General features: G+C 72.5%; 18 protein-coding genes. 8 read left to right on the top strand and 10 right to left on the bottom strand.

Going from position 1 to position 19,602, the window contains the following annotated elements; all coding sequences use genetic code 11:
* Positions 1–29 precede the first annotated feature (29 nt).
* Positions 30–545, bottom strand: coding sequence for a flavodoxin domain-containing protein (locus VTA80_RS13895; protein ID WP_407341689.1), 516 nt, complete (start codon positions 543–545; stop codon positions 30–32).
* Between the two features lie 215 nt (positions 546–760).
* Here VTA80_RS13895 and VTA80_RS13890 point away from each other — a divergent pair, with 215 nt between their 5' ends.
* Both VTA80_RS13890 and VTA80_RS13885 read left to right on the top strand, forming a co-directional pair.
* On the top strand, positions 761–1,804 hold the full coding sequence (locus tag VTA80_RS13890; RefSeq protein WP_407341688.1) for an LLM class flavin-dependent oxidoreductase: 1,044 nt from the start codon (positions 761–763) through the stop codon (positions 1,802–1,804).
* Between the two features lie 51 nt (positions 1,805–1,855).
* Complete coding sequence (locus tag VTA80_RS13885; protein ID WP_407341687.1) at positions 1,856–2,425, top strand: NYN domain-containing protein; 570 nt, start codon at positions 1,856–1,858, stop codon at positions 2,423–2,425.
* 43 nt (positions 2,426–2,468) lie between these two features.
* Here the strand turns inward: VTA80_RS13885 and VTA80_RS13880 are convergent, their stop codons facing one another.
* The 6 genes from VTA80_RS13880 to VTA80_RS13855 all read right to left on the bottom strand — a co-directional run bounded on the left by VTA80_RS13880 (position 2,469) and on the right by VTA80_RS13855 (position 6,096).
* A complete protein-coding gene (locus tag VTA80_RS13880) occupies positions 2,469–3,128 on the bottom strand; it encodes a copper resistance protein CopC (RefSeq protein ID WP_407341686.1) in 660 nt (219 codons plus the stop codon).
* Between the two features lie 9 nt (positions 3,129–3,137).
* Positions 3,138–3,929 (bottom strand): sirohydrochlorin chelatase, encoded by a 792-nt coding sequence (locus VTA80_RS13875; protein WP_407341685.1) that lies wholly within the window; start codon positions 3,927–3,929, stop codon positions 3,138–3,140.
* A complete protein-coding gene (locus VTA80_RS13870) occupies positions 3,929–4,648 on the bottom strand; it encodes an ABC transporter permease (RefSeq protein WP_407341684.1) in 720 nt (239 codons plus the stop codon). The genes VTA80_RS13875 and VTA80_RS13870 overlap by 1 nt, the downstream gene beginning before the upstream one ends.
* Before the next feature lie 8 nt (positions 4,649–4,656).
* Entirely contained in the window at positions 4,657–5,424 is a 768-nt protein-coding gene (locus tag VTA80_RS13865; protein ID WP_407341683.1) for an ABC transporter ATP-binding protein, read from the bottom strand.
* Between the two features lie 67 nt (positions 5,425–5,491).
* A complete protein-coding gene (locus tag VTA80_RS13860) occupies positions 5,492–5,761 on the bottom strand; it encodes a hypothetical protein (RefSeq protein WP_407341682.1) in 270 nt (89 codons plus the stop codon).
* Positions 5,683–6,096, bottom strand: a complete 414-nt coding sequence (locus VTA80_RS13855) for a TetR/AcrR family transcriptional regulator (RefSeq protein WP_407341681.1) — start codon at positions 6,094–6,096, stop codon at positions 5,683–5,685. Before VTA80_RS13855 ends, VTA80_RS13860 begins: the two co-directional genes overlap by 79 nt.
* Positions 6,097–6,352: 256 nt before the next feature.
* On the opposite strand from VTA80_RS13855, the gene VTA80_RS13850 reads away from it, so the two are divergent.
* From VTA80_RS13850 to VTA80_RS13835, 4 genes are all read left to right on the top strand, one after another.
* Positions 6,353–6,988, top strand: coding sequence for a hypothetical protein (locus VTA80_RS13850; protein ID WP_407341680.1), 636 nt, complete (start codon positions 6,353–6,355; stop codon positions 6,986–6,988).
* A gap of 1 nt (position 6,989) precedes the next feature.
* Positions 6,990–9,479 (top strand): hypothetical protein, encoded by a 2,490-nt coding sequence (locus tag VTA80_RS13845; protein WP_407341679.1) that lies wholly within the window; start codon positions 6,990–6,992, stop codon positions 9,477–9,479.
* A 164-nt stretch (positions 9,480–9,643) separates the two neighbouring features.
* Positions 9,644–11,299, top strand: coding sequence for a DUF222 domain-containing protein (locus VTA80_RS13840; RefSeq protein ID WP_407341678.1), 1,656 nt, complete (start codon positions 9,644–9,646; stop codon positions 11,297–11,299).
* A gap of 245 nt (positions 11,300–11,544) precedes the next feature.
* On the top strand, positions 11,545–13,176 hold the full coding sequence (locus VTA80_RS13835) for a molybdopterin-dependent oxidoreductase (RefSeq protein ID WP_407341677.1): 1,632 nt from the start codon (positions 11,545–11,547) through the stop codon (positions 13,174–13,176).
* A gap of 43 nt (positions 13,177–13,219) precedes the next feature.
* Here VTA80_RS13835 and VTA80_RS13830 read toward each other — a convergent pair whose 3' ends face one another.
* Positions 13,220–13,867, bottom strand: coding sequence for a hypothetical protein (locus VTA80_RS13830; RefSeq protein WP_407341676.1), 648 nt, complete (start codon positions 13,865–13,867; stop codon positions 13,220–13,222).
* Between the two features lie 132 nt (positions 13,868–13,999).
* Between VTA80_RS13830 and VTA80_RS13825 the strand changes: the two genes are divergently transcribed.
* On the top strand, positions 14,000–14,569 hold the full coding sequence (locus tag VTA80_RS13825; protein ID WP_407341675.1) for a molybdopterin-dependent oxidoreductase: 570 nt from the start codon (positions 14,000–14,002) through the stop codon (positions 14,567–14,569).
* The gene (locus VTA80_RS13820; protein ID WP_407341674.1) at positions 14,566–17,001 is read left to right on the top strand and encodes a putative bifunctional diguanylate cyclase/phosphodiesterase; all 2,436 of its coding nucleotides are present in this window, start codon (positions 14,566–14,568) and stop codon (positions 16,999–17,001) included. Before VTA80_RS13825 ends, VTA80_RS13820 begins: the two co-directional genes overlap by 4 nt.
* On the opposite strand, the gene VTA80_RS13815 is transcribed toward VTA80_RS13820, so the two are convergent.
* The gene (locus VTA80_RS13815; RefSeq protein WP_407341673.1) at positions 16,979–18,601 is read right to left on the bottom strand and encodes an NAD(P)-binding protein; all 1,623 of its coding nucleotides are present in this window, start codon (positions 18,599–18,601) and stop codon (positions 16,979–16,981) included. The two genes, VTA80_RS13820 and VTA80_RS13815, sit on opposite strands and share 23 nt — an antisense overlap.
* A complete protein-coding gene (locus VTA80_RS13810) occupies positions 18,601–19,599 on the bottom strand; it encodes a thiamine pyrophosphate-dependent enzyme (RefSeq protein WP_407341672.1) in 999 nt (332 codons plus the stop codon). Before VTA80_RS13810 ends, VTA80_RS13815 begins: the two co-directional genes overlap by 1 nt.
* Positions 19,600–19,602 lie beyond the last annotated feature (3 nt).

Genomic DNA, 19,602 nt, shown 5'->3' with positions numbered 1-19,602 from the left:
CCCGCACGCCCTTGGGCGCGCGAGCCTCGTCAGGCGGTCGCGGTGGTGGTCCCGGCGTCGGCGTCGAGCCGGTCCGCGATCTCGCGGGCCCATTCGACGACGGCGACCAGGTCGCGGTGGTCGCCCTCCTTGCCACGCGCGGCGGCGATGATCGCGCGCTCCGCGAAGTTGAGGACGCCGCGGTCGAGCTGGCCGCCGAACGCCCGGTGGTTCGTGGCGCCGATGGCCTGCATGAGCGCAAGGGTCTCTGCGGGCGAGTTCGCCGCGGCGGCGGGCGCCGTGGCCAGGCCCGAGGAGAACAGCCAGACCGGACGCGCCAGCAGCTCGGCCTCGAAACGCTTGGCGAACTCGCGCGCGGCGGGCATCCAGTGCGCGGAGTAGACGGCGGAGCCGATGACGACGGCGCCGTACGCGTCGATCGACTCCACGCTCTCCGGGTCCCGCACGTCGGCGTCGTACCCGCGCGTGCGCAGCTCGGCTGCCACGAGGGAGCCGATCTCCCGCGTGCCGCCGTGCCGGGAGGCAACCGCTACCAGAACTCGCATGACCTTTTCCTCTCACCGCTCCGGCGCGCGCCGGACCTGTCGCTCCATGGTGGCCGTGGTCCGCGCGATCCCTGCAGGTCAGAGGTCCCGACGAACCATGGCGCACATCCCCACCTGCGAGCACGATGGAGATGACGTCGCCAGCATGACCCACCGGGGCCCGACGCCGGACCACTGTCCACCGACTGCTCACCCACGAACCAGGAGGCACCGACGTGGAGCTGGGGATCACGACGTTCGCCGAGGTCTACCCCGATCCGACGACCGGAAAGGTCACGACCCACGGGGAGCGCCTGCGGGACGTGCTCGAAGAGATCGAGCTCGCGGACCAGGTCGGGCTCGACGTGTACGGCATCGGCGAGCACCACCGCGCGGACTTCGCGGCGTCGGCGCCGGCGATCGTGCTGGCCGCTGCGGCCGGCCGCACGACGCGCATCCGGCTCACGAGCGCCGTCACCGTGCTCAGCTCGGCCGACCCGGTGCGCGTCTTCCAGGACTTCGCGACGCTCGACCTGATCAGCGGCGGGCGCGCGGAGATCCTTGCGGGCCGCGGCTCGTTCATCGAGTCGTTCCCGCTGTTCGGCTACTCGCTGGACGACTACGACGCCCTGTTCGCCGAGAAGCTCGACCTGCTGCTCGCCATCCGGGACCACGAGCGCGTCACCTGGCAGGGCGAGCACCGCGCCGCCCTGCGGGATCAGGGCGTGTATCCGCGCCCCGAGCCCGGCCCGCTGCCGATCTGGGTCGGGGTGGGCGGCAGTCCCGAGTCGGTCGTCCGCGCGGCGTCGCGCGGGCTGCCGATGGCGCTCGCGATCATCGGCGGGCAGCCCGACCAGTTCGTCCCGTTCGCGGACCTGCACCGGCGCGTCGTGCTCGAGAGCGGGCACGACCCGGCGTCGGCCCCGATCGGGGTGCACGCGCACGGGTACGTCGCCGAGTCGAGCGACCGGGCAAGCGCCGAGTTCTACCCCTCCTACGCCGCGGCGATGTCCTTGCTCGGGCGCGAGCGCGGGTGGGGTCCGATGACGCGGCCGGCGTTCGATGCGGCCCGCTCACCGGCCGGGGCCCTCGTGCTCGGCGACCCGAGCGAGGTCGCCGGGAAGATCCTGCGGATGCGCACGAGGCTCGGCATCGACCGCTTCCTGCTCCACATCAGCGTCGGGACGCTGCCGCACGAGCAGGTCCTGCGGTCGATCGAGCTGCTCGGCACGCAGGTCGCGCCGCTGGTCCGCGCGGGGCTCGACGACCTCGCGGGATAGGCGTCGCCGGTTCATCCGTCGCACCGCTCTCCACGGCTTAGGCTGGAAGCCGTGCAAACCGAAGCTCCGCGCACCACCTATGTCCTGATCGACGGCGAGAACATCGACGCGACCCTCGGCTCGGCGATCCTCAACGGGCGCCCGACCCCCGAGCAGCGTCCCCGGTGGGAGCGGGTGCTCGAGTTCGCGGAACGGCGCTGGGGACAGCCCGCGAAGGGGCTCTTCTTCCTCAACGCATCCTCGGGCACCATGCCGATGGCGTTCGTCCAGGCGCTGATGGCCCTCGGCTACCAGCCGATCCCGCTGGCGGGCGAGTCGCACGAGAAGGTCGTCGACATCGGCATCCAGCGCACGCTGGCCGCGCTGGTCGACCGGCCGGGCGACGTCGTGCTCGCGAGCCACGACGGCGACTTCGCCGCCGACATCGAGAAGCTGCTCGGCGGCGACCGCCGGGTCGGCGTGATCGCGTTCCGTGAGTTCACGTCCGGCGTCCTCACCCAGCTCACCGAGCAGGGCCTGGAGCTCTTCGACCTCGAGCACGACGTGCTCGCGTTCAACGTGCACCTCCCCCGCCTGCGGATCATCCCGCTCGACGAGTTCGACCCGCTGCTCTACCTCTGACGCCTCTGACGCGCGCGCGGTCTCAGTCGCGCTCGGTGCGGCCTCACTGCGGCGCGCCCGCTCGCCGACGTCGCCACCAGTTCGCGCTGACGACGGCGAGCGCGAACGCACACACCCCGGCGATGATCGCCCCGACCGAGAGCCCGCGGGCGCCGTCGGACGCCTCGGTCGGCGGCGTCGCCTCGCCCGTAGGCCCGACGGCGGTCCCCTCGCTCGCGGACGGGGTGGCCGACGGCGTCTGGGGCGGCGAGGTCGGCGTCGGCGCCACGGCGGGCGGTGCGGTCGCCGGCACGACGGCGGCCGTCGCGGTGAACGTGAACCCGCCGGTCGTGGGGTGCCCGTCGGACGACGTCGCGCGCCACTGCACCGTGTACGCCCCGGCGGGCCGGTCGGCCGCGAGGTTCTGCGTGACGACCGTGCCCAGCACCGCGACCGGACCGTCGTTCATCGGTTGACCGGCGGGGCCCACGACCTGGACCTCGGTACCGAGCGCGACGACCTCCTGGGAGAAGGTGAGCACCACGGCGGCGGGTGCGGTCTCGACGGTCGAACCGTCGGCGGGGTCGGTCGCCTCGAGCACGTCGTGCGCCGAGGCGGGCGCGGCAACCGCCGACACGACGACGAGCGCGGTGAAGGCCAGGGCGACGAGGCGGGCCACCGCCGCCCAGGGACGGACCGTCGCGCGGGCAGGATCAGTGGTCATGGACGGAGCCTAGGTCCCGAGCTGCGCCGCCCCGGCGTCGTAGCGGTCGAGCACGATCTGGGCGAGGAGCGGGTCGGGTGCGAGCGGCGCCGTCACGATGTCGGCCCCGGCCTGGTGCAGCCGGTCGAGGAAGAACCCGGGCGCCAGCAGGTAGGACGCGATCACCACCCGCCGCGCGCCGGCGGCCCGGGCCGCGACGACGGCGTCGGGCACGCGCGGCGTGGAGCCTGAGCCGTACCCGACGGTGATCGGACCGTCCGGCCAGGCTGCTCGCAGGGCGGCAGCGACCTCGTCGACGGCGACCGCGGCCCGCGGGTCGGTCGAGCCGGCCGCTGCGAGCACGACGGCGTCGTCGGGGGCGGCCCCGGCGGCCACCAGCCGGTCGACGAGCATACGGACGAGCCGCGCATCGGGCCCGAGGGGCGCGGTGGCCACCGCGAGGTGATCATCAACCGCACGGTCGCTCGCAACCGCCGCAGCGATGTCGACGTGCACGTGGAAACCCCCGGACAGGAGCAGCGGTACGACCACCGCGGCCCGACCCTGACCCACGACCGCCGCGACGGCGTCGGCCACCGCGGGGCTCTGAAGATCGACGAAGGCCGCGCGGACCTCGAGGCCCGGCCGGGCCGCGCGCACGTCGGTGAGGATCGAGGCGATCGCGAGCCGACCGTCCACGCTGTCGGTGCCGTGCGAGCAACCGATGAGCACCGGCTCTCGCGACAGCGCACCGGACGGCGCCGCACCGGACGCCGGCGAGCCGGACGGCGACGGACCGGACGCCGTCGGGCCCGTCGCCATCAGGGCGTCCGGCGCCGGAGCGTCGTGGCGGCCACGGCGACCACCACCACGATGAAGCCCGCGATCACGCCGACGTCGCCCCAGATCGCGCTCACGTCGGTGTCGGTCGAGAGCACCTGCATCGCGTCGACCACGTAGGTCAGCGGCAGCACCACGGAGATCGCCTCCAGCACGGCCGGCATCTGGTCGCGCGGCATGATCAGCCCGCACAGGATCAGCTGCGGGATGATGATCACCGGCAGCATCTGGATCGCCTGGAACTCGGTGCGCGCGAGCGCCGACGAGGCGAGCCCGAGCGCCGTGCCGAGAACGGCATCGAGCACGGCGATCAGGATGACCGCCCAGAGCGGCCCGGCGACGTTCATCCCGTAGAGCCCGACGGTCACGGCCACGAGCACCACGCCCTGCAGCGCCGCGAGCAGCCCGAAGGCGAGCCCGTAGCCGACGACGACGTCGCCCCGCCGCATCGGCAGCGTCATGAGGCGCTCGAGCGTGCCGCCCAGCCGCTCGCGCAGCATGGTCACGCTCGTGACCAGGAACATCACGAACAGCGGGAACACGCCCAGGAGCAGCGGCCCGACCGTGTCGAGCACCGGCGTCCCGTTGAACATCCACGCGACCAGGCCCAGCAGGAGGCAGGGCACCACCACGATCAGGGCGATCGTGCGCGGGTCGTGGCGGATCTGGCGCAGCACGCGGGCCGCGGTGGCGAGGCTCATCCGCGGGCTCATCGGGCCGCTCCGTCCACGAGGGTGAGGAACGCTTGCTCGACGTCGGCCGCCCCGGTGCGCTCGAGCAGCTCGGGGAGCGTCTCGTCGGCGAGCAGGCGGCCGTCGCGCATCAGGAGCAGCCGCTCGCACCGGACCGCCTCGTCCATCACGTGGCTGGACACGAGGATCGTGACGCCGCTCGCGACCAGGCGCGTGAACAGGCTCCACAGGTCGCGCCGCAGCACGGGGTCGAGGCCGACCGTCGGCTCGTCGAGGACGAGCAGGCGCGGCGCGCCGAGCAGGGCCGCTGCCAGCGAGACGCGGGACAGCTCGCCGCCGGACAGGTTCGAGACGCGGCGCCGGGCGTTGGTGGTGAGATCGACCGCGGCCAGGACCCGGTCGACGTCGTCGGCCCCGGTGCCGAGGAGGGTGGAGAAGTAGGTCAGGTTCTCGACGACGGTGAGGTCCGGGTACACGCTCGGCGCCTGGGTCACGTAGCCGACCTCGTGCCGCAGGCGCGGGTCCCCCGCGGGAAGGCCGAGCACCTCGACCGTGCCGGCCTCGACGATCTGGACGCCGACGATGGCGCGCATGAGGGTCGTCTTGCCGCTCCCGCTGGGGCCGAGCAGCCCGACGAGGCGGCCGGTCGGGACCGTCAGGTCGATGCCTGGCAGGACGACGTTGCCGCCCCGCACGACCCGCAGACCGCTGACGGCGATCGCGGGGGCCGCGGGATCGGCGTGCGCCCCGGGGGATCGAGGTTCCGCACCGCTTGATTTCTTCATGTGAGGAATCCTCCTCTCCGAGAGCCCAGACCGCAAGGGACTGCGTGGATCCGCCCGGCCCCGATCCTCATGGACCGCCGTCGATCAGCCGCTGCACGTTGGGCGCGAGCCAGACCGCGATCTCCTCCTCGCTGGCCGACGCGATCGGCTCGAGCCCCAGCACGAACCGCGCCATCGCCAGCCCGACGACGTGCGAGGCGATGAGCTCGGCGCGCAGGTCCGGGTCCGGCCCGGTCAGTCGCGGCGCGATCGCGCCGGTCACCTCCGCGGCGATGAACTCCGCCAACCCCGAGCCCACCGGCTCGCGGGACGACGCCGCTGCGATGAGGGCACGCATGCGCTGCCGCCCCTCGGGGTATCCCAGAGAGTGAAGAACAGGGCGACCATGCGGCGACCGACGCCATCGGTGCCGGCGTCGAAGAGCGCACCGAGGATCTGTCCGGGGCGCTCCGGCAACCCGTTCAGCGCGACGAAGAGGTCGCTCTTGCTGCCGAAGTAGTGGCGCACGAGCGCAGGGTCGACCCCTGCGCGTCGAGCGACCGCGCGCACGCTCGTCGCATCGAACCCCGACTCGGCGAACTCGACCTGGGCCGCGACCAGGATCGCCGCGCGCGTGTCCTCGCCGGCGGGACGTGGCCCGCGGGACCGCGGGGTCGGAGTGCCGGTGCTCATCCCCGCACCGTAGCGCTGGTCGGGGCAGTGCCCTCGCGGTGGCCTCCCACCCGGCAAATATCACGGAATGGTAACGATGTACCTGATACCGGGACCAAAGTACCTAGTACTGCCTGTCCGAGGCGTCTTGGCCCTGGTAGAAAACGCCAGGCCGCCTCACGCAAGGTCAGACGAATCGGGACAAACACCCCGTCGTCGTCCCGTGGGACGCGGACGACCCCGCAGCATCCGCGCTTGTCACCACAACGAGGTGGTCATGAAACAACACGTGCCCGCAGGCATCTTCCTCGCGGTCCTCGCTTCCCTGCTCGTCCTGATGTCCGACACCCTGGGCCTCGAGGTCCAGTCGATCACGCTCCTCGGCGCGGGGATCGGCGGGGCGCTCGGGCTGGTTCCCGACCGGTCCCCGGGCGCACGGCTCGGGGCGTTCGCCGTCGGGTTCGGCGCCGCCTGGCTCGGCTACCTGCTGCGCGCGGCCGTGCTCCCTGACGCGACCAACGGCCGCGCGGCGGCCGTGTTCGTCGTGCTGCTCTGCTGCCTCGCGCTCGCGATGCTCACCCGTGGACGGCTGCCGCTCTGGGCGACCCTGCTCGGCGCCGCCGCGATGGCGGGCTCCTACGAATCCGTGTACGCGGCCGACCCGACGGCGTTCCTCACGACGTCGCCGACGTCTGCGAGCGCGGTGCTCCTGGCCGCCGGGGCGGGATTCCTCGCCACCGCGCTGCTCGCACCGCGGATCGAGCGGGACCGCGCGACCGAGGCGGGACGCGGCGCCCACGCCGAGCCGACCGCTGTCGTCCCCGCGTCCGTCCCCACGCACGCACTGTCCATCCAGGAGGAAGCGGCCCTGCTGTACCGCGAGCTCCCCCTCGAGCCCACCACGGAGGCCTGACGTGCGCCGCACCCTCATCCCGATCGCCCTGGTCCCGCTGCTGCTCGGCGCAATGGCCGCCCCTGCCCTGGCCGCCGGAGGCGACGCCGCCGGTTCGGGCGACGTCGTGGTCACGAACACCGAGACCGTCCAGGCCAAGCTCGATGCCAGCGGCAAGCTCCGCGAGGCGCGGGTGTACGAGCAGGTCGCGCTGACCGGTCACGGCACGGCCAAGGTCGTCAACCCGGTGTCGACGAAGAACCTGCGCAACCTCGACGGCTTCGGCCGCTTCGACGTGTCGAACGGTGACCTCGTCACCACGGTCAGCGTCGACGGCGAGCGCCGGCTGCGGTCGGTCAGCGACTACGACAAGAAGTTGCCGCTCGGGGTCGAGGTCACCTACCTGCTCAACGGCAAGGTCATCTCGCCGGAACGGGTCGTCGGCCGCTCCGGCACGCTCGATGTCCACTACAAGATCACCAACCTCACCGGCCGCCAGCAGGACGTCACGTACGACGACGGCACCGGCAAGCAGGTCACGACCCAGGCCGAGACCGTGATCCCGATGATCGGGCAGCTCGTCACCACCCTGCCGGCGTCGTTCACGTCCGTGACCTCGGGCGAGGCGGGCATCGCGGGCGACGGGCACGGCGGCACGCGCATGACGTACCAGATGACGCTCTTCCCGCCGATCGGTGCGCCCACGATCGAGTTCGGCTACACCGCGCAGGTGTCCGACGCCGTCGTGCCGTCGGCGTCGATCACGTCGCTCCCCGTCTCGCCGCTGACGTACCCATCCTTCAAGGGCGGCTCGGCGAGCTACCAGGCCGGTGCCACCAGCGGCGTCTCGCTGACCTCGGGTGCCATCGAGATCGACGCGAACCTGCTCAAGCTGCGCGACGGCGCCGCCCAGCTCCTCGACGGGCTCGTGCAGCTGCGAGCAGGGGCGGACAAGCTGTCCACGGGGCTCACGGACGACGCCGTCCCCGGAGCGAACCAGCTCGCCACCGGCGCGGGGCTGGCCAAGTCCGGCGCCGACAAGCTGGCGGCGGGCGCGGTCTCGGCCCAGAGCGGAGCGACCCAGCTGGCGGCGGGCGCAACGGCCGCACAGGTCGGCGCGACGCAGCTGACCGCCGGGAGCACCCAGCTCGCGGACGGACTCGCCTCGGCCGGGAGCAAGGCCCCGGCACTTCTCGGCGGGCTCAAGCTCGTCGACGGCGGTCTCGCCGACATCGATGCCGGCCTCACCCAGCTCTCGGGCGCGATCGGCACCCTGCCGGCGCAGTCGGACCCGCTGCACGCGGGGATCGCCAAGATGCGCACGTCGATCAGCACCCAGCTCCTGCCCGGCGTGACACTGCTGCACTCCAAGCTGCTCGAGGCCGCGACCGGGGCCGGCGGCCTCGCTGCAGCGGTCGACGGCACCTCGGCGCAGGTCGCCTGCGCTGCGGACAAGCTGACCCAGCTCGCCAACGGATCCGGCGGCGCCGGGGGTAGCTGCGACGCCGCGGCGGGCATCCCGGCCACCGATCCGCTGGTCGCGGCCGAGCTCGTCAAGGTGATCACCTCGCTCCGCACGAGTCAGTTCACGCTGGCCAACCCGACGGCCGGGTCGCCGTCCATCAATGCGAGCCTCGTCGGGCTGCAGGGATCGCTCGGGGCACTGGCCGCAGGCAGCCAGGCGGTGATGTGCGGCATCAGCGTGGCATCGTCGCCGTCCTGCCCGACGACGGACGCCAACGGGGCTCCCGTTCTGGGGCTGCTCGAGGGCATCAACCAGATCGACGGCGGGATCACCCTGCTCGTCACCAGCACCGTCGGCAAGGTGCAAGGGGCGGTCGGGGGCGCGACCGACACCAAGAAGCAGGGCACTCTGCGGGGCGGGATCCACTCGGTCCAGGCCGGGACGGGCGAGATCGCAGCCGGCGGCACGACGCTCGTGACCGGGCTCGGCCAGCTGAGCTCGGGTGCGGTGGCACTGCGCGCCGGTGCGGGCAAGCTCACCGACGGAACGGGTCAGCTCGCCACGGGCGCCGGTGCGCTGGCCGCGGGTACGGGTCAGCTCGCCACGGGCGCGGGATCGCTCGCCGAGGGCAACGGGAAGATCGCGATCGGGGCGGGCTCGCTCGCTCGCGGCCTCCGGGACGCCGCGGATGGGTCGGAACTGCTCGCCGCCGGGCTCGGCACAGCGGCCACCTCCGCACCAGGCCTGGTCGATGGCGCTCAGCGGCTGTCAACCGAGGGCACGTCGAAGCTCGTCACGTCGGGTGAGGCGACGGCCGCGGACTACGGCGTGAAGTACGCCGTCATCGCCGCGGGCGCCGACCGGGCCGCGACCGAGGGCATGGCCTACGGCGCACCCGACGGGGCGGCCGGGGCCACTGCGTACTCGATCGACATCGCCGGGGCCGACGACGCCGGGGTCAACAGCGCCGGCCGAGGTCTGGCCGCCGTGGCGTTGTTCGCGGGAGGAGCCGGGCTCGCAGGCCTGGTCCGACGCCGGCTGACGTGATCGCCGGCTGGGGCCGCTACGTCCGTTGCCTCGGACCTGCTGCCCACGGGTGACCGAAGAAGTAGGCAGGCCCCGCGGGGGATTCCAACCCGCGGGGCCTGCCGCATGCAGGGGGTGTGGATCGACGGGACCGGATGTCGGAGGGTCGAGACAGCGTAGTACACATGTTCGAGAGCGGGGTCGACGCGGCGGGGGCTGGCACGCCCGCGCCGCCGCGTGGGCCCGTGGCGGAGCCGGAGCCCCCGAGCCGGTCGGTCGCCCTGGCGGGGGTCGGCTCGAGCGTGGACGTGGTGTTCGCTGCGATGGTGGCGGAGCTTCTCGTCCGGCCGTCCGCGACCGCGGATCCCGGTGCCTCGTGGCCGGCCGCGCAGAGAAGCTTGCGCCTCCCGCCCGCCTCGGGGGCGGGCGACTGGGCTCCGAGCGGGATCGCGCGAAGCCTCGACGCGGCGGCTCCCGGTCTGCGCCTGGTCGCTCTGCTCGACGATCTGGAGCCCGCGCAGGTGTCCGACGCGGCACTGATCGAGCTGGTTGCCGGCTGGGAACGCACCGGTTCGTGGGTCGCGGCCCGCCAGGCCGACGCGATCGCCGAGCTCGCCCGGCGCCGGTCCACCGGCCGGACCATCGAGTTCACCGGCGACGAGATCGCCGCTCGCCTGGCGATGACCCGAAGCGTCGCCGAGGGCAAGGTGGTGCTCGCGCAGGGTCTGGAGTTGGCGCCCGAGGTCCGTGCTGCCCTGACCGCCGGGGTCATCGACACCCGCAAGGCGCTGGTGCTGACCGAGGACACCGCCCACCTGGGCATCGACGACGCCCGAGCGCTGCAGGTCGCCGTCCTGCCTGCGGCTCCCGACCTGACGCCACCGGCGCTGCGAGCCCGCCTTCGCCGAGCGGAGCTCACAATGAACCCGGCGGCAGGGGCTGAGCGACGCACGCGCGCCGCTGCCCGCCGACGCGTCAGCCTGACCCCGGCCGCCGATGCGATGGCCTGGCTCACCGCGTACCTTCCCGCCGCCGACGCCACCACCATCTACGAGGCACTGACCGCCCTGGCCACCACGACCGAACCCCGCCCCACCCCGGGCACCGGCACTACGAGCTGCGCCGACTCCCCCGGAGCACCCGGAGACGATCGCGGTATCGACGCGCGACGCGCCGATGCCCTCACCGACCTGTTCCGCAACGTCCTGGACACCGGCCTGACGCCCACCGGGACCCCGTTGTCCACCACCCACGGACGCCGCCCCCACCTGCAGGTCACCGCCGCGGCCACGACGCTGCTCGGCCTGGACGAGCTCCCCGGCGAGCTCGCCGGGTACGGACCGATCCCGGCTGACCTCGTGCGCGAGATCGCCGCCGACGCCACCTGGCGCCGCCTCTTCACTGATCCCGCCACGGGCAACACCCTCGCTGCCGGATCGTGCACCTACCGCCCGGGCGCCGACCTGACCCGCACCGTGATCGCCCGCGACGCCACCTGCACCTTCCCCGGGTGCCGCACCCGCGCCTGGCGCTGCGACCTCGACCACCTCGACCCCTACGACCACACCCGCTCGAGCGACGACGGGGGCGGCGGGGGCGGTGGCGAACCCCAGACCCGGTGCGAGAACCTGCACTCCCTGTGTCGTCATCACCACCGGCTCAAGACCCACACCGGCTGGAAGGTCACCCGTACCCCCGGCTCCGGCGACACGCACTGGACTGCGCCCACCGGGCACAGATACACCCGACCGAGCAGCCCGGCCGCACCGCACGACCCGCCGACACCACACCCTCGACCCGGCGCGAGCCCGCCCGTCGACCTCGGACCCCCGCCGTTCTGACGTGCGGGTCCCTCGTGACGCGCTGTCCTTCCTGGCGTGCAGTCACACCTGGCGTGCAGTCACACCTGACGTGCCGTCCGTCCTGACGTGCCGTCCGTCCTGACGCGCAATCCGTCCTGACACGCAATCCGTCCTGACACGCAGTCCCCCGACCGGCGGCGCCCCACCGATCAACGTGCCGAATCACTGGGCCGCCGTGGCCCAAAATGGGACTTTGGTCCGTGGCGTGACCGATACTCGACCGCATGACCTCATCCGCATCTCGGATCCCGGCGGCACCCGACGGCGCCGGCGAGCCCGGCCCTCCCCCGGCGGGCATCCGCCGGGGACCGAGTCCGAGCCCGACACTGCTCGCCGCCCTCGCCGGGATCCTGGCGGCAGCCGTCACCCTCGGCGTCGCGCAGCTGGTGGCCGTGGCGGTCTCCCCCGACTCCGCGCCTCTGGTCGCCGTCGGCGGCGCGTTCATCGATGCGACCCCGCCCTGGCTGAAGGACTTCGCGGTGTCGACCTTCGGCACGGCGGACAAGGCGGTCCTGCTGATCGGCATGGGCCTGGTGATCACCGCCCTCGCGGCCCTCGCAGGGATCCTCGGCCGCCGTAGGTGGTGGCTTGGCGCCACGCTCGTGCTGCTCCTCGCAGCGGCCGGCGCAGCCGCGGCAGCGCTGCGACCGGGCGCCGGCACGTTCGCGCCCCTGCCGAGCATCGTCGGCGCCGTCGCCGGGCTCTACGCGCTGCGGGAGCTCCTCGCCCGCATCCCCGAGGGGACCGAGCCGTCGTCGGGCACGGCAGCCGCGCGCCGCACCAGCGGGCTCGACCGGCGCTCGTTCCTCACCGCTGCAGTCCTCACCGCTGCGGTGGCCGCTATCGCCGCAGCGGGCGGACAGCTGCTGGGGCAGGCGACGCGGACGGTCCAGGCAGCGCGCGCCGCCATCCGGCTGCCGCGCGCCACCCGGAGCGCGCCGCCGCTCGCCGCCGGGGTCGAGCTAGAGGTCCCCGGGGTGGTGCCGTTCGTGACCCCGAACCAGGACTTCTACCGGATCGACACCGCCCTCCTGATCCCCCAGGTCGACGTCGAGACGTGGTCGTTGCGCGTGCACGGCCTGGTCGAGGAGGAGGTCGTCCTGACCTTCCAGGAGTTGCTGGACGCCCAGCTCGTCGAGTCGTGGGTCACGCTCACGTGCGTGTCGAACGAGATCGGCGGCACCCTCGCCGGCAACGCGAAGTGGCTGGGCCTGCCGGTGCGCGACGTCCTGGCCCGCGCCCGCCCGACGGCGGGCGCCGACATGGTGCTGTCGACCAGCGCCGACGGCTTCACGGCGTCCACCCCGCTCGGCGCCCTCACCGACGATCGCGACTCCCTGCTGGCGATCGGCATGAACGGCGAGCCGCTGCCGATCGCCCACGGCTTCCCGGTCCGCATGGTCGTGCCCGGGCTGTACGGCTACGTCTCGGCCACGAAGTGGGTCGTCGACCTCGAGGTCACGCGCTTCGCCGACCGGCGCGCGTACTGGACCGATCGCGGCTGGTCGGCCGAGGGCCCCGTCAAGACCGCGTCGCGGATCGAGGTGCCGCGGTCGGGCGCATCGGTCGCCGCCGGCCGGGTCGCCGTCGGCGGTACGGCCTGGGCCCAGCACCGCGGGATCACGGCAGTCGAGGTCCGGGTGGACGACGGCGACTGGGCGCCCGCCACGCTCGCGATCGAGGCGTCGGTCGACACCTGGCGCCAGTGGTCCTACGCCTGGGACGCGACGCCGGGAGAGCACACCCTCACCGTCCGCGCCACGGACGCGACCGAGGGCGTCCAGACCTCCGAGATCGCCGATCCCGTGCCCGACGGCGCCACCGGCTGGCACTCCGTCGACGTCCGGGTCACCTGACCGATTCCGCTGACGGGTCACCCGACCGGTCACCCGATCGGCGTCACCTGATCCCGGTCGGCTCCGCGGTCGCGACGTCACGGACCCAGGTCCCGCCGTCGGGCCGGAACCCGACCCGCGCGTAGTAGTCCTGCGGGTCGGCGATGTCGGGCGGCGCCACGAGCCGCCGGAACCCGGCCTTCGCGAACACGCCGCTGCGCCGGTACACGAACTCGCCCGGCGTGAAGTCACGGAAGCGCCGGGTGACGTAGTCCAGCTCCACCTGACCGATGCCGTTCCCGGCATCCCGCACGACGACGACCCCGACCGTCTCGTCGGCGCGCAGCACCAGGAACGCCAGTCGGCCTGGCAGGGTCGCACCCCACTCGAAGCTCGGCTGGAACGTGCGGATGTCCTCAAGGTTCACCCGCAGCACATGGGCGAGATAGCTGTCGGTCGGTTCGACCTCCACCACCTCGTAGGTCGCCTCGTCGTGGCGCTCGCGCTGCAGCCGGATCAACCAGTACGCGTCGATGACGGCGATCGCGCCGTTCATCGCCACGAACGGCCAGATGCCCAGCACCGCGTTGTACCCGGTCGCGAGCACGGCCCCGACGAGGTTGAGCACGCGGAACCGCAGGACCCTGGCCTGGGCGAGGGACGCGACCACGAGGGCGCTGCCCAGCCAGCCGATGACCTCTAGCCACACCATGCCTGAGAGCCTAGTGCGCGCACCGGAGCGAGCCGAAGCGCGAGCCGAGGCCACGAAGCTGGCAAATCCTCAACACGACGCCCGAATTGTCGATGTTGTTCCCGATAGCCAACGAGTCCCCGGAAGGTCCTCATGCCACGTCATCGTCGGCACCTCGCCGTCGTCACCGCCACGCTCGGCGCCGTCGGCATGCTCACAGTCGGCATGCTCGCGGGCTGCAGCGGCGCCTCCGACCAGAGCCCGGTCACGGTCGTCCACGAAGCGACGATCGACACGGTAGCGAACCTCGCGCGCCCCGTCGCGGCCGACGTCGCGCTCACGATCGAGCATGCCGACGGGACAACCGTTCAGCTGAGCATCGCCCAGATCGAGTCGCTCCGCACCGTGTCCGCGACGCTGCACGAGCCGTTCGTCGATCAGGACATCACGTTCGAGGGCGTCCCGCTGCGCGACTTCTTCGACTTCCTCGGGATCCCGAAGAGCGTCACGACGCTGCACACGGTGGCCCTCAACGAGTACGCGGTCGACCTGCCGACGTCGATCGCCGACGTCGAGGGTGCGATCCTCGCCACACGAGCCGACGGCAAGCTCATCCCGGTCGATCAGGGCGGGCCGACGCGGGTCGTCCTGACCGACGACCACCCTCAAGCGAAGGACGAGTCGCTCTGGATCTGGAGCCTGCAGACTCTCTCGGTCCCGTGAGCAACCGGACCACAGGGTGGATCCGACGTCAGCACCTGTCACCCCTCCAAGCACTCCTCGGCATCAGCCTGACCCTCGTGGTGTGCGCGACGCCCGTCCTCGTCCTGTGGGAGTACTCGTCTCTCGCATCCACGGTCGGCGACTTCGGCCTCGCCCAGAACGTCACGGGCGTACTCGCCGACAGCCAGCGGGACTCGCTCCTCACGGTGATCGCCGTCGACCGCCTGGAAGGCGGCGGCTCGACGGTCAGTGCGACTCAGGAGCAGGCCTCGTTCCTTGGGCAGCAGCTACGCATCCTCGACGCGCAGGTCCGCACGACGGCGAGCGAGCCGAAGATCCGCGTGGCAGTCGAGGCGCAGAAAGACCTCAGCACCCGGCTCGACGGTCTGCTCGCGGTCGACGCGACGCCCGAGCGGGCCGCCGTGCTGGACGCGCTCCCGGAGCTCAAGCAGGACGCCGCGGTGGCTCAGACCGCCTTGCACGGCATGTACGCGGTGTATGAGAACGCCTTCTTCGAGGACCTCTCCGCCCAGCTCAGGTCGGGGCGGGACCTACAGGTCCTGATCCTCGGGTTCGCCCTGCTCTCGCTGACCCTCGGGGCGACGCTGGGGTGGTCACTTCGGCAGAGCGTGCGCCGGGACTTCGGTCGGGCATACGACCTGCTCGCACGCGAGGCGGCCGAGCGCGAGCTGGCGCAGGGCGCCGTCGAGCAGAGCGAGCGACGCTTCCGGGCCCTGGTCCAGCAGAGCACCGACATGACCCTGATGCTCGACGGCGACCACCGGGTCACCTACGCGAGCCCGTCCGCCGAGACGCTGCTGCGCGCCACGCAGCTCGAGCCGATCGGGGCGAGCATCAGCGGATTCGTGCACCAGAGCGTGCGCCCCCTCGTCGCCGCGGCGTTCCGCGAGTGCATGGCCAAGCCGGGCCGGACAGTGCAGTTCGACCTCCCTGCGCAGCTCGACCAGGCCCCTGACGTCGGGAACGCGGCCGGGATGAAACCCGACCACTACTTCGCCGTCCAGCTGACCAACCTCCTCGACGACCCGGCGATCGCGGGGATCATCGTCAACGCGCACGACATCACGGAGCTCACCCGGCACGCCGCGGCGCTCGAGCACCTGGCTTACCACGACCGACTGACCGGCCTGCCGAACCGGCTCAGCCTCGAACGCGACCTCGACGCCCTGGGTACCCGGTCCACCGAGGCGACCATCATGGTGCTGGAGCTCGACGGCTTCCGCGCCGTCAACGAGCGGGTCGGGGAGCAGCGGGGCGACGACCTCCTCCGTGACCTCGGCTCACGACTGTCCGGTCTGGCGGGATCCGCCGCGTTCCACCTCGGCGGCGATGAGTTCGCTCTCCTGTGCGACCGCGCGCTCCACGGTGCGGGCGTGGCCGGCCTGGTCGTCGACGTGCGCCGCGAGGTGGCGGCGACCGCGCCTTACCCGCACGGGATCCCGCTCAGTGCCAGCATCGGGGTGGCGATGGGATCGCTCGGGACGATGAGCGGTCATGAGCTGCTGCGGCACGCCGACTCGATGGTCCACCAGGCCAAGCAGCAGGGAGACGGCAAGCTCGTGGTGCTGGATGAGGGCCGCACACGGGCGGCCGCCGAGCGGGGGGCCATGATCGACCAGCTGTCGCACGCGCTGGAGCGCGCCGAGTTCGAGCTGCACTTCCAGCCGATCGTCAGCGCGCAGAGCGGCACATGGGTCGCGGTCGAGGCGCTGCTCCGGTGGCGCTCACCGGACGGTCCGGTCCCACCGGCGGCCTTCATCCCGATCGCCGAGCAGACGCGACTCATCGTGCCGATCGGCCGGTGGGTCCTCGCGACCGCCGCACGCGAGATCGTGCGCATCCGGGAGCTGACCGGCCTGCCGTTGCGGGTCAACGTCAACGTGTCGTCGTGCCAGCTCCAGGAGACCGACTTCATCGAGCACGTCCTCGAGGTCCTCGCCGAGACCGGTCTCGATCCGGATGCCCTCGTGCTCGAGCTCACCGAGTCGGCCGTGCTCGAGGACCCCGACCTCGCCGTCTCCGTCCTGCTGCAGGCCCGCGGCGCAGGCATGCACGTGGCGCTCGACGACTTCGGCACCGGGTACTCCTCGCTCAGCTACCTCCTGCGTCTCCCGGTCGACATCGTCAAGGTCGACCGGTCGTTCTTGCGCGACGTGACGACCTCGGTCCGCACCCGCAAGCTGCTGCACGCGCTCGTCGACCTCGCCCACCAGCTCGACATGCGGGTGACGGTCGAGGGGGTCGAGACCGAGGAAGAGAACGACGTCGTCGTCCAGGCCGGCTGCGACACGATCCAGGGCTTCCTCCTGGCCCGCCCGATGCCGGTCGCTGCCCTGGTGGAGCGCGCGACCGAGGCCTTCCCCTTCCCGCGGCCGCGCTCCCGGGCGACTACCTCGACTCAGGCACCATGAGGATCGACCCCGACGGGCACTCGGCCGCGCAGATCCCACAGCCCTTGCAGTAGTCGTAGTCGACCTCGAAGCCCTTCCCTGTCCCGAGCTTGATCACGGCGTTGTCCGGGCACACCCCGTAGCAGTTGTCGCACTCGAAGCAGTTGCCGCACGACATGCAGCGTCGGGCCTCGTAGGCGGCCGTCTCGGAGTCGAGCCCCTGGACGACCTCCTCGAAGCCGGTGGTGCGCCGCGCCGCCTCGAGCCGCGGGCGAACGGCGTGCGGGGCGTCGGAGTAGTACCAGGTGTTGAGCGAGGAGAACTCGGCGAGCGCCGGCTCCTCCGGCTCGGCCGCCGCGGTCTTGCGCAACCAGGCATCGATCGCGTGGGCGGCCTTGGCACCATGCCCGACGCCGACCGTCACCGTCCGCTGGGCGGGCACGGCATCGCCCCCGGCGAAGATCCCGGGGTGCCCGGTCATGAAGGACGAGTCGACCTCGACGGAACCGTTCGTGACCGTGAGGTCCGAGACGCCGTCGAGCAGGGACAGGTCGGTCTCCTGGCCGAGCGCGAGCACCAGGGAGTCCGCCTCGAGATCCTCGAACTCGCCGGTCGGCTGCGGGAAGCCCGTCTCGTCGAGCTCCATGCGCTCGACGCGCAGGTGCCCGGCGTCCGCGTGGGCGACCGTCGACAGCCACTTCACGACGACGCCCTCCTCGATCGCCTCGGCCATCTCGGAGTCGTGCGCCGGCATCCGGTCCCGCGTGCGGCGGTAGACGATGATCGACTCGCTCGCCCCGAGGCGCTTGGCCGTGCGGGCGGCGTCGACAGCGGTGTTCCCGCCGCCGTAGACGACCACCTTGCGGCCGAGCATCGGCGGCTCACCCTGCGCGACGTCGTGCAGCAGAGAGACGGCGTCGACGATCCGCGCGGCCTCGGCCGCCGGCACGTACGCCCGCTTGCCGATCTGCGCGCCCACCGCGACGAAGACGGCGTCGAACCCCTCGGCGAGAGCCGCGGCCATGTCCTCGACCCGGGTGCCGAGCTCGAGCGTGATGCCCGTGGCGACGATCCGGTCGATCTCCGCGTCGAGCACGCCACGCGGCAGCCGGTAGGCCGGGATGCCGTACCGCATCATGCCGCCGGCCTGCGGCGACGCGTCCCGCACGACGACCTCGTGACCGAGGCGGCGCAGCTGGTACGCGGCGGAGAGCCCGGTCGGCCCGGCGCCCACGACAAGGACGCGCCGGCCGGTCGACGTCGACGGCACGGGCAGCGACCAGCCCATCTCGATGGCGTGATCACCGAGGAAGCGCTCGACGGCGTTGATGCCGACCGCCTCGTCGAGGAAGCTCCGGTTGCAGGCCGTCTCGCACGGGTGGTAGCAGACGCGACCCATGATGGCCGGGAACGGGTTGGCCTCCACGAGCGTGCGCCAGGCCGTCTCGTACGAGCCGTCCTCGGCCGCATACAGCCATTTCTGCGGGTCCTCCATGGCCGGGCACGCGTGCGCGCACGGCGGCGTGAGGTCCACGTAGACGGGACGCTCGACGCGCCAGGCGCCGGTGTGGTTGGCCAGGCTCGAACCGACGTCGAGCGTGATGGCGAACGGCTTTTCCATCAGAGCACCTCCTCCACGAGCCCGTACCGGGCGATGTTGCGGTCCGCCAGCGCCTGGAGGCGGTCGATCACGTCGTCGGCCCGGGTGGGCGAGAACAGGTGCTTGTACCGGCCCTGCAGCTTGAGGTACTCCTCGACCGGGACCTGGTGCCGGATCTTGCGCACGCTGGTCACCTCGCCGCGCTCGGCCTCGAACACCGGGAAGTGCCCGCTCTCGGTGGCGAGCCGCGCGATCTTGACGGTGTCCTTCGACTGCGAGCCCCAGCCCAGCGGGCACGGGACCAGCACGTGCAGGTAGCGGGCGCCGTGCATGCCCATCGCCTTCTCGACCTTCGCCTCGAGGTCGCGCAGGTCCGCGACCGTGGCCGTGGCCACGTACGGGATCTCGTGCGCCATCGCGATGCGGGGCACGTCCTTGCCCTGGCCGAACACGTTGCCCGGGTGAAGGCCGACGGCTTGCGTGGTCGACGTGCGGGCGGCCGGCGGGGTGGCGCCGGAGCGCTGCACGCCGGTGTTCATGTAGCCGCCGTTGTCGTAGCAGATGTAGAGCACGTCGTCGTTGCGCTCGAACATCCCCGACAGGCACGCGAAGCCGATGTCGACGGTCGCGCCGTCACCGCCCTGCGCGACGACGCGCACGTCGTCGCGACCCGTCGCACGCAGCCCGGCCGCGACGCCGGTCGCGACCGCCGGGGCGTTGCCGAACAGCGAGTGCAGCCACGCGACCCGCCAGGACGTCTCGGGATAGGGGGTCGAGAAGACCTCCAGGCACCCGGTGGCGTTGACCGTGACCATGCGCCCGTTCGACGCGCGCATCGCGGCGTCGAGGACGTACCGCGCACCGAGGGCCTCGCCGCAGCCCTGACAGGCGCGGTGACCGGAGGTCAGCGAGTTGGCGCGACCCTCCTCGGACTGCGCGCTGCGCAGCTCGGGATCGAGCAGACGGTTGCCGACCGCGAAACTGCCGACCTGGTAGAACTTCACGGGAGTGGCGCTCATGTC

It is taken from the genome of Pengzhenrongella phosphoraccumulans, assembly GCF_045689905.1.
Classification (GTDB): domain Bacteria; phylum Actinomycetota; class Actinomycetes; order Actinomycetales; family Cellulomonadaceae; genus Pengzhenrongella; species Pengzhenrongella phosphoraccumulans.
This window is presented reverse-complemented; position numbering and strand designations above follow the sequence as displayed.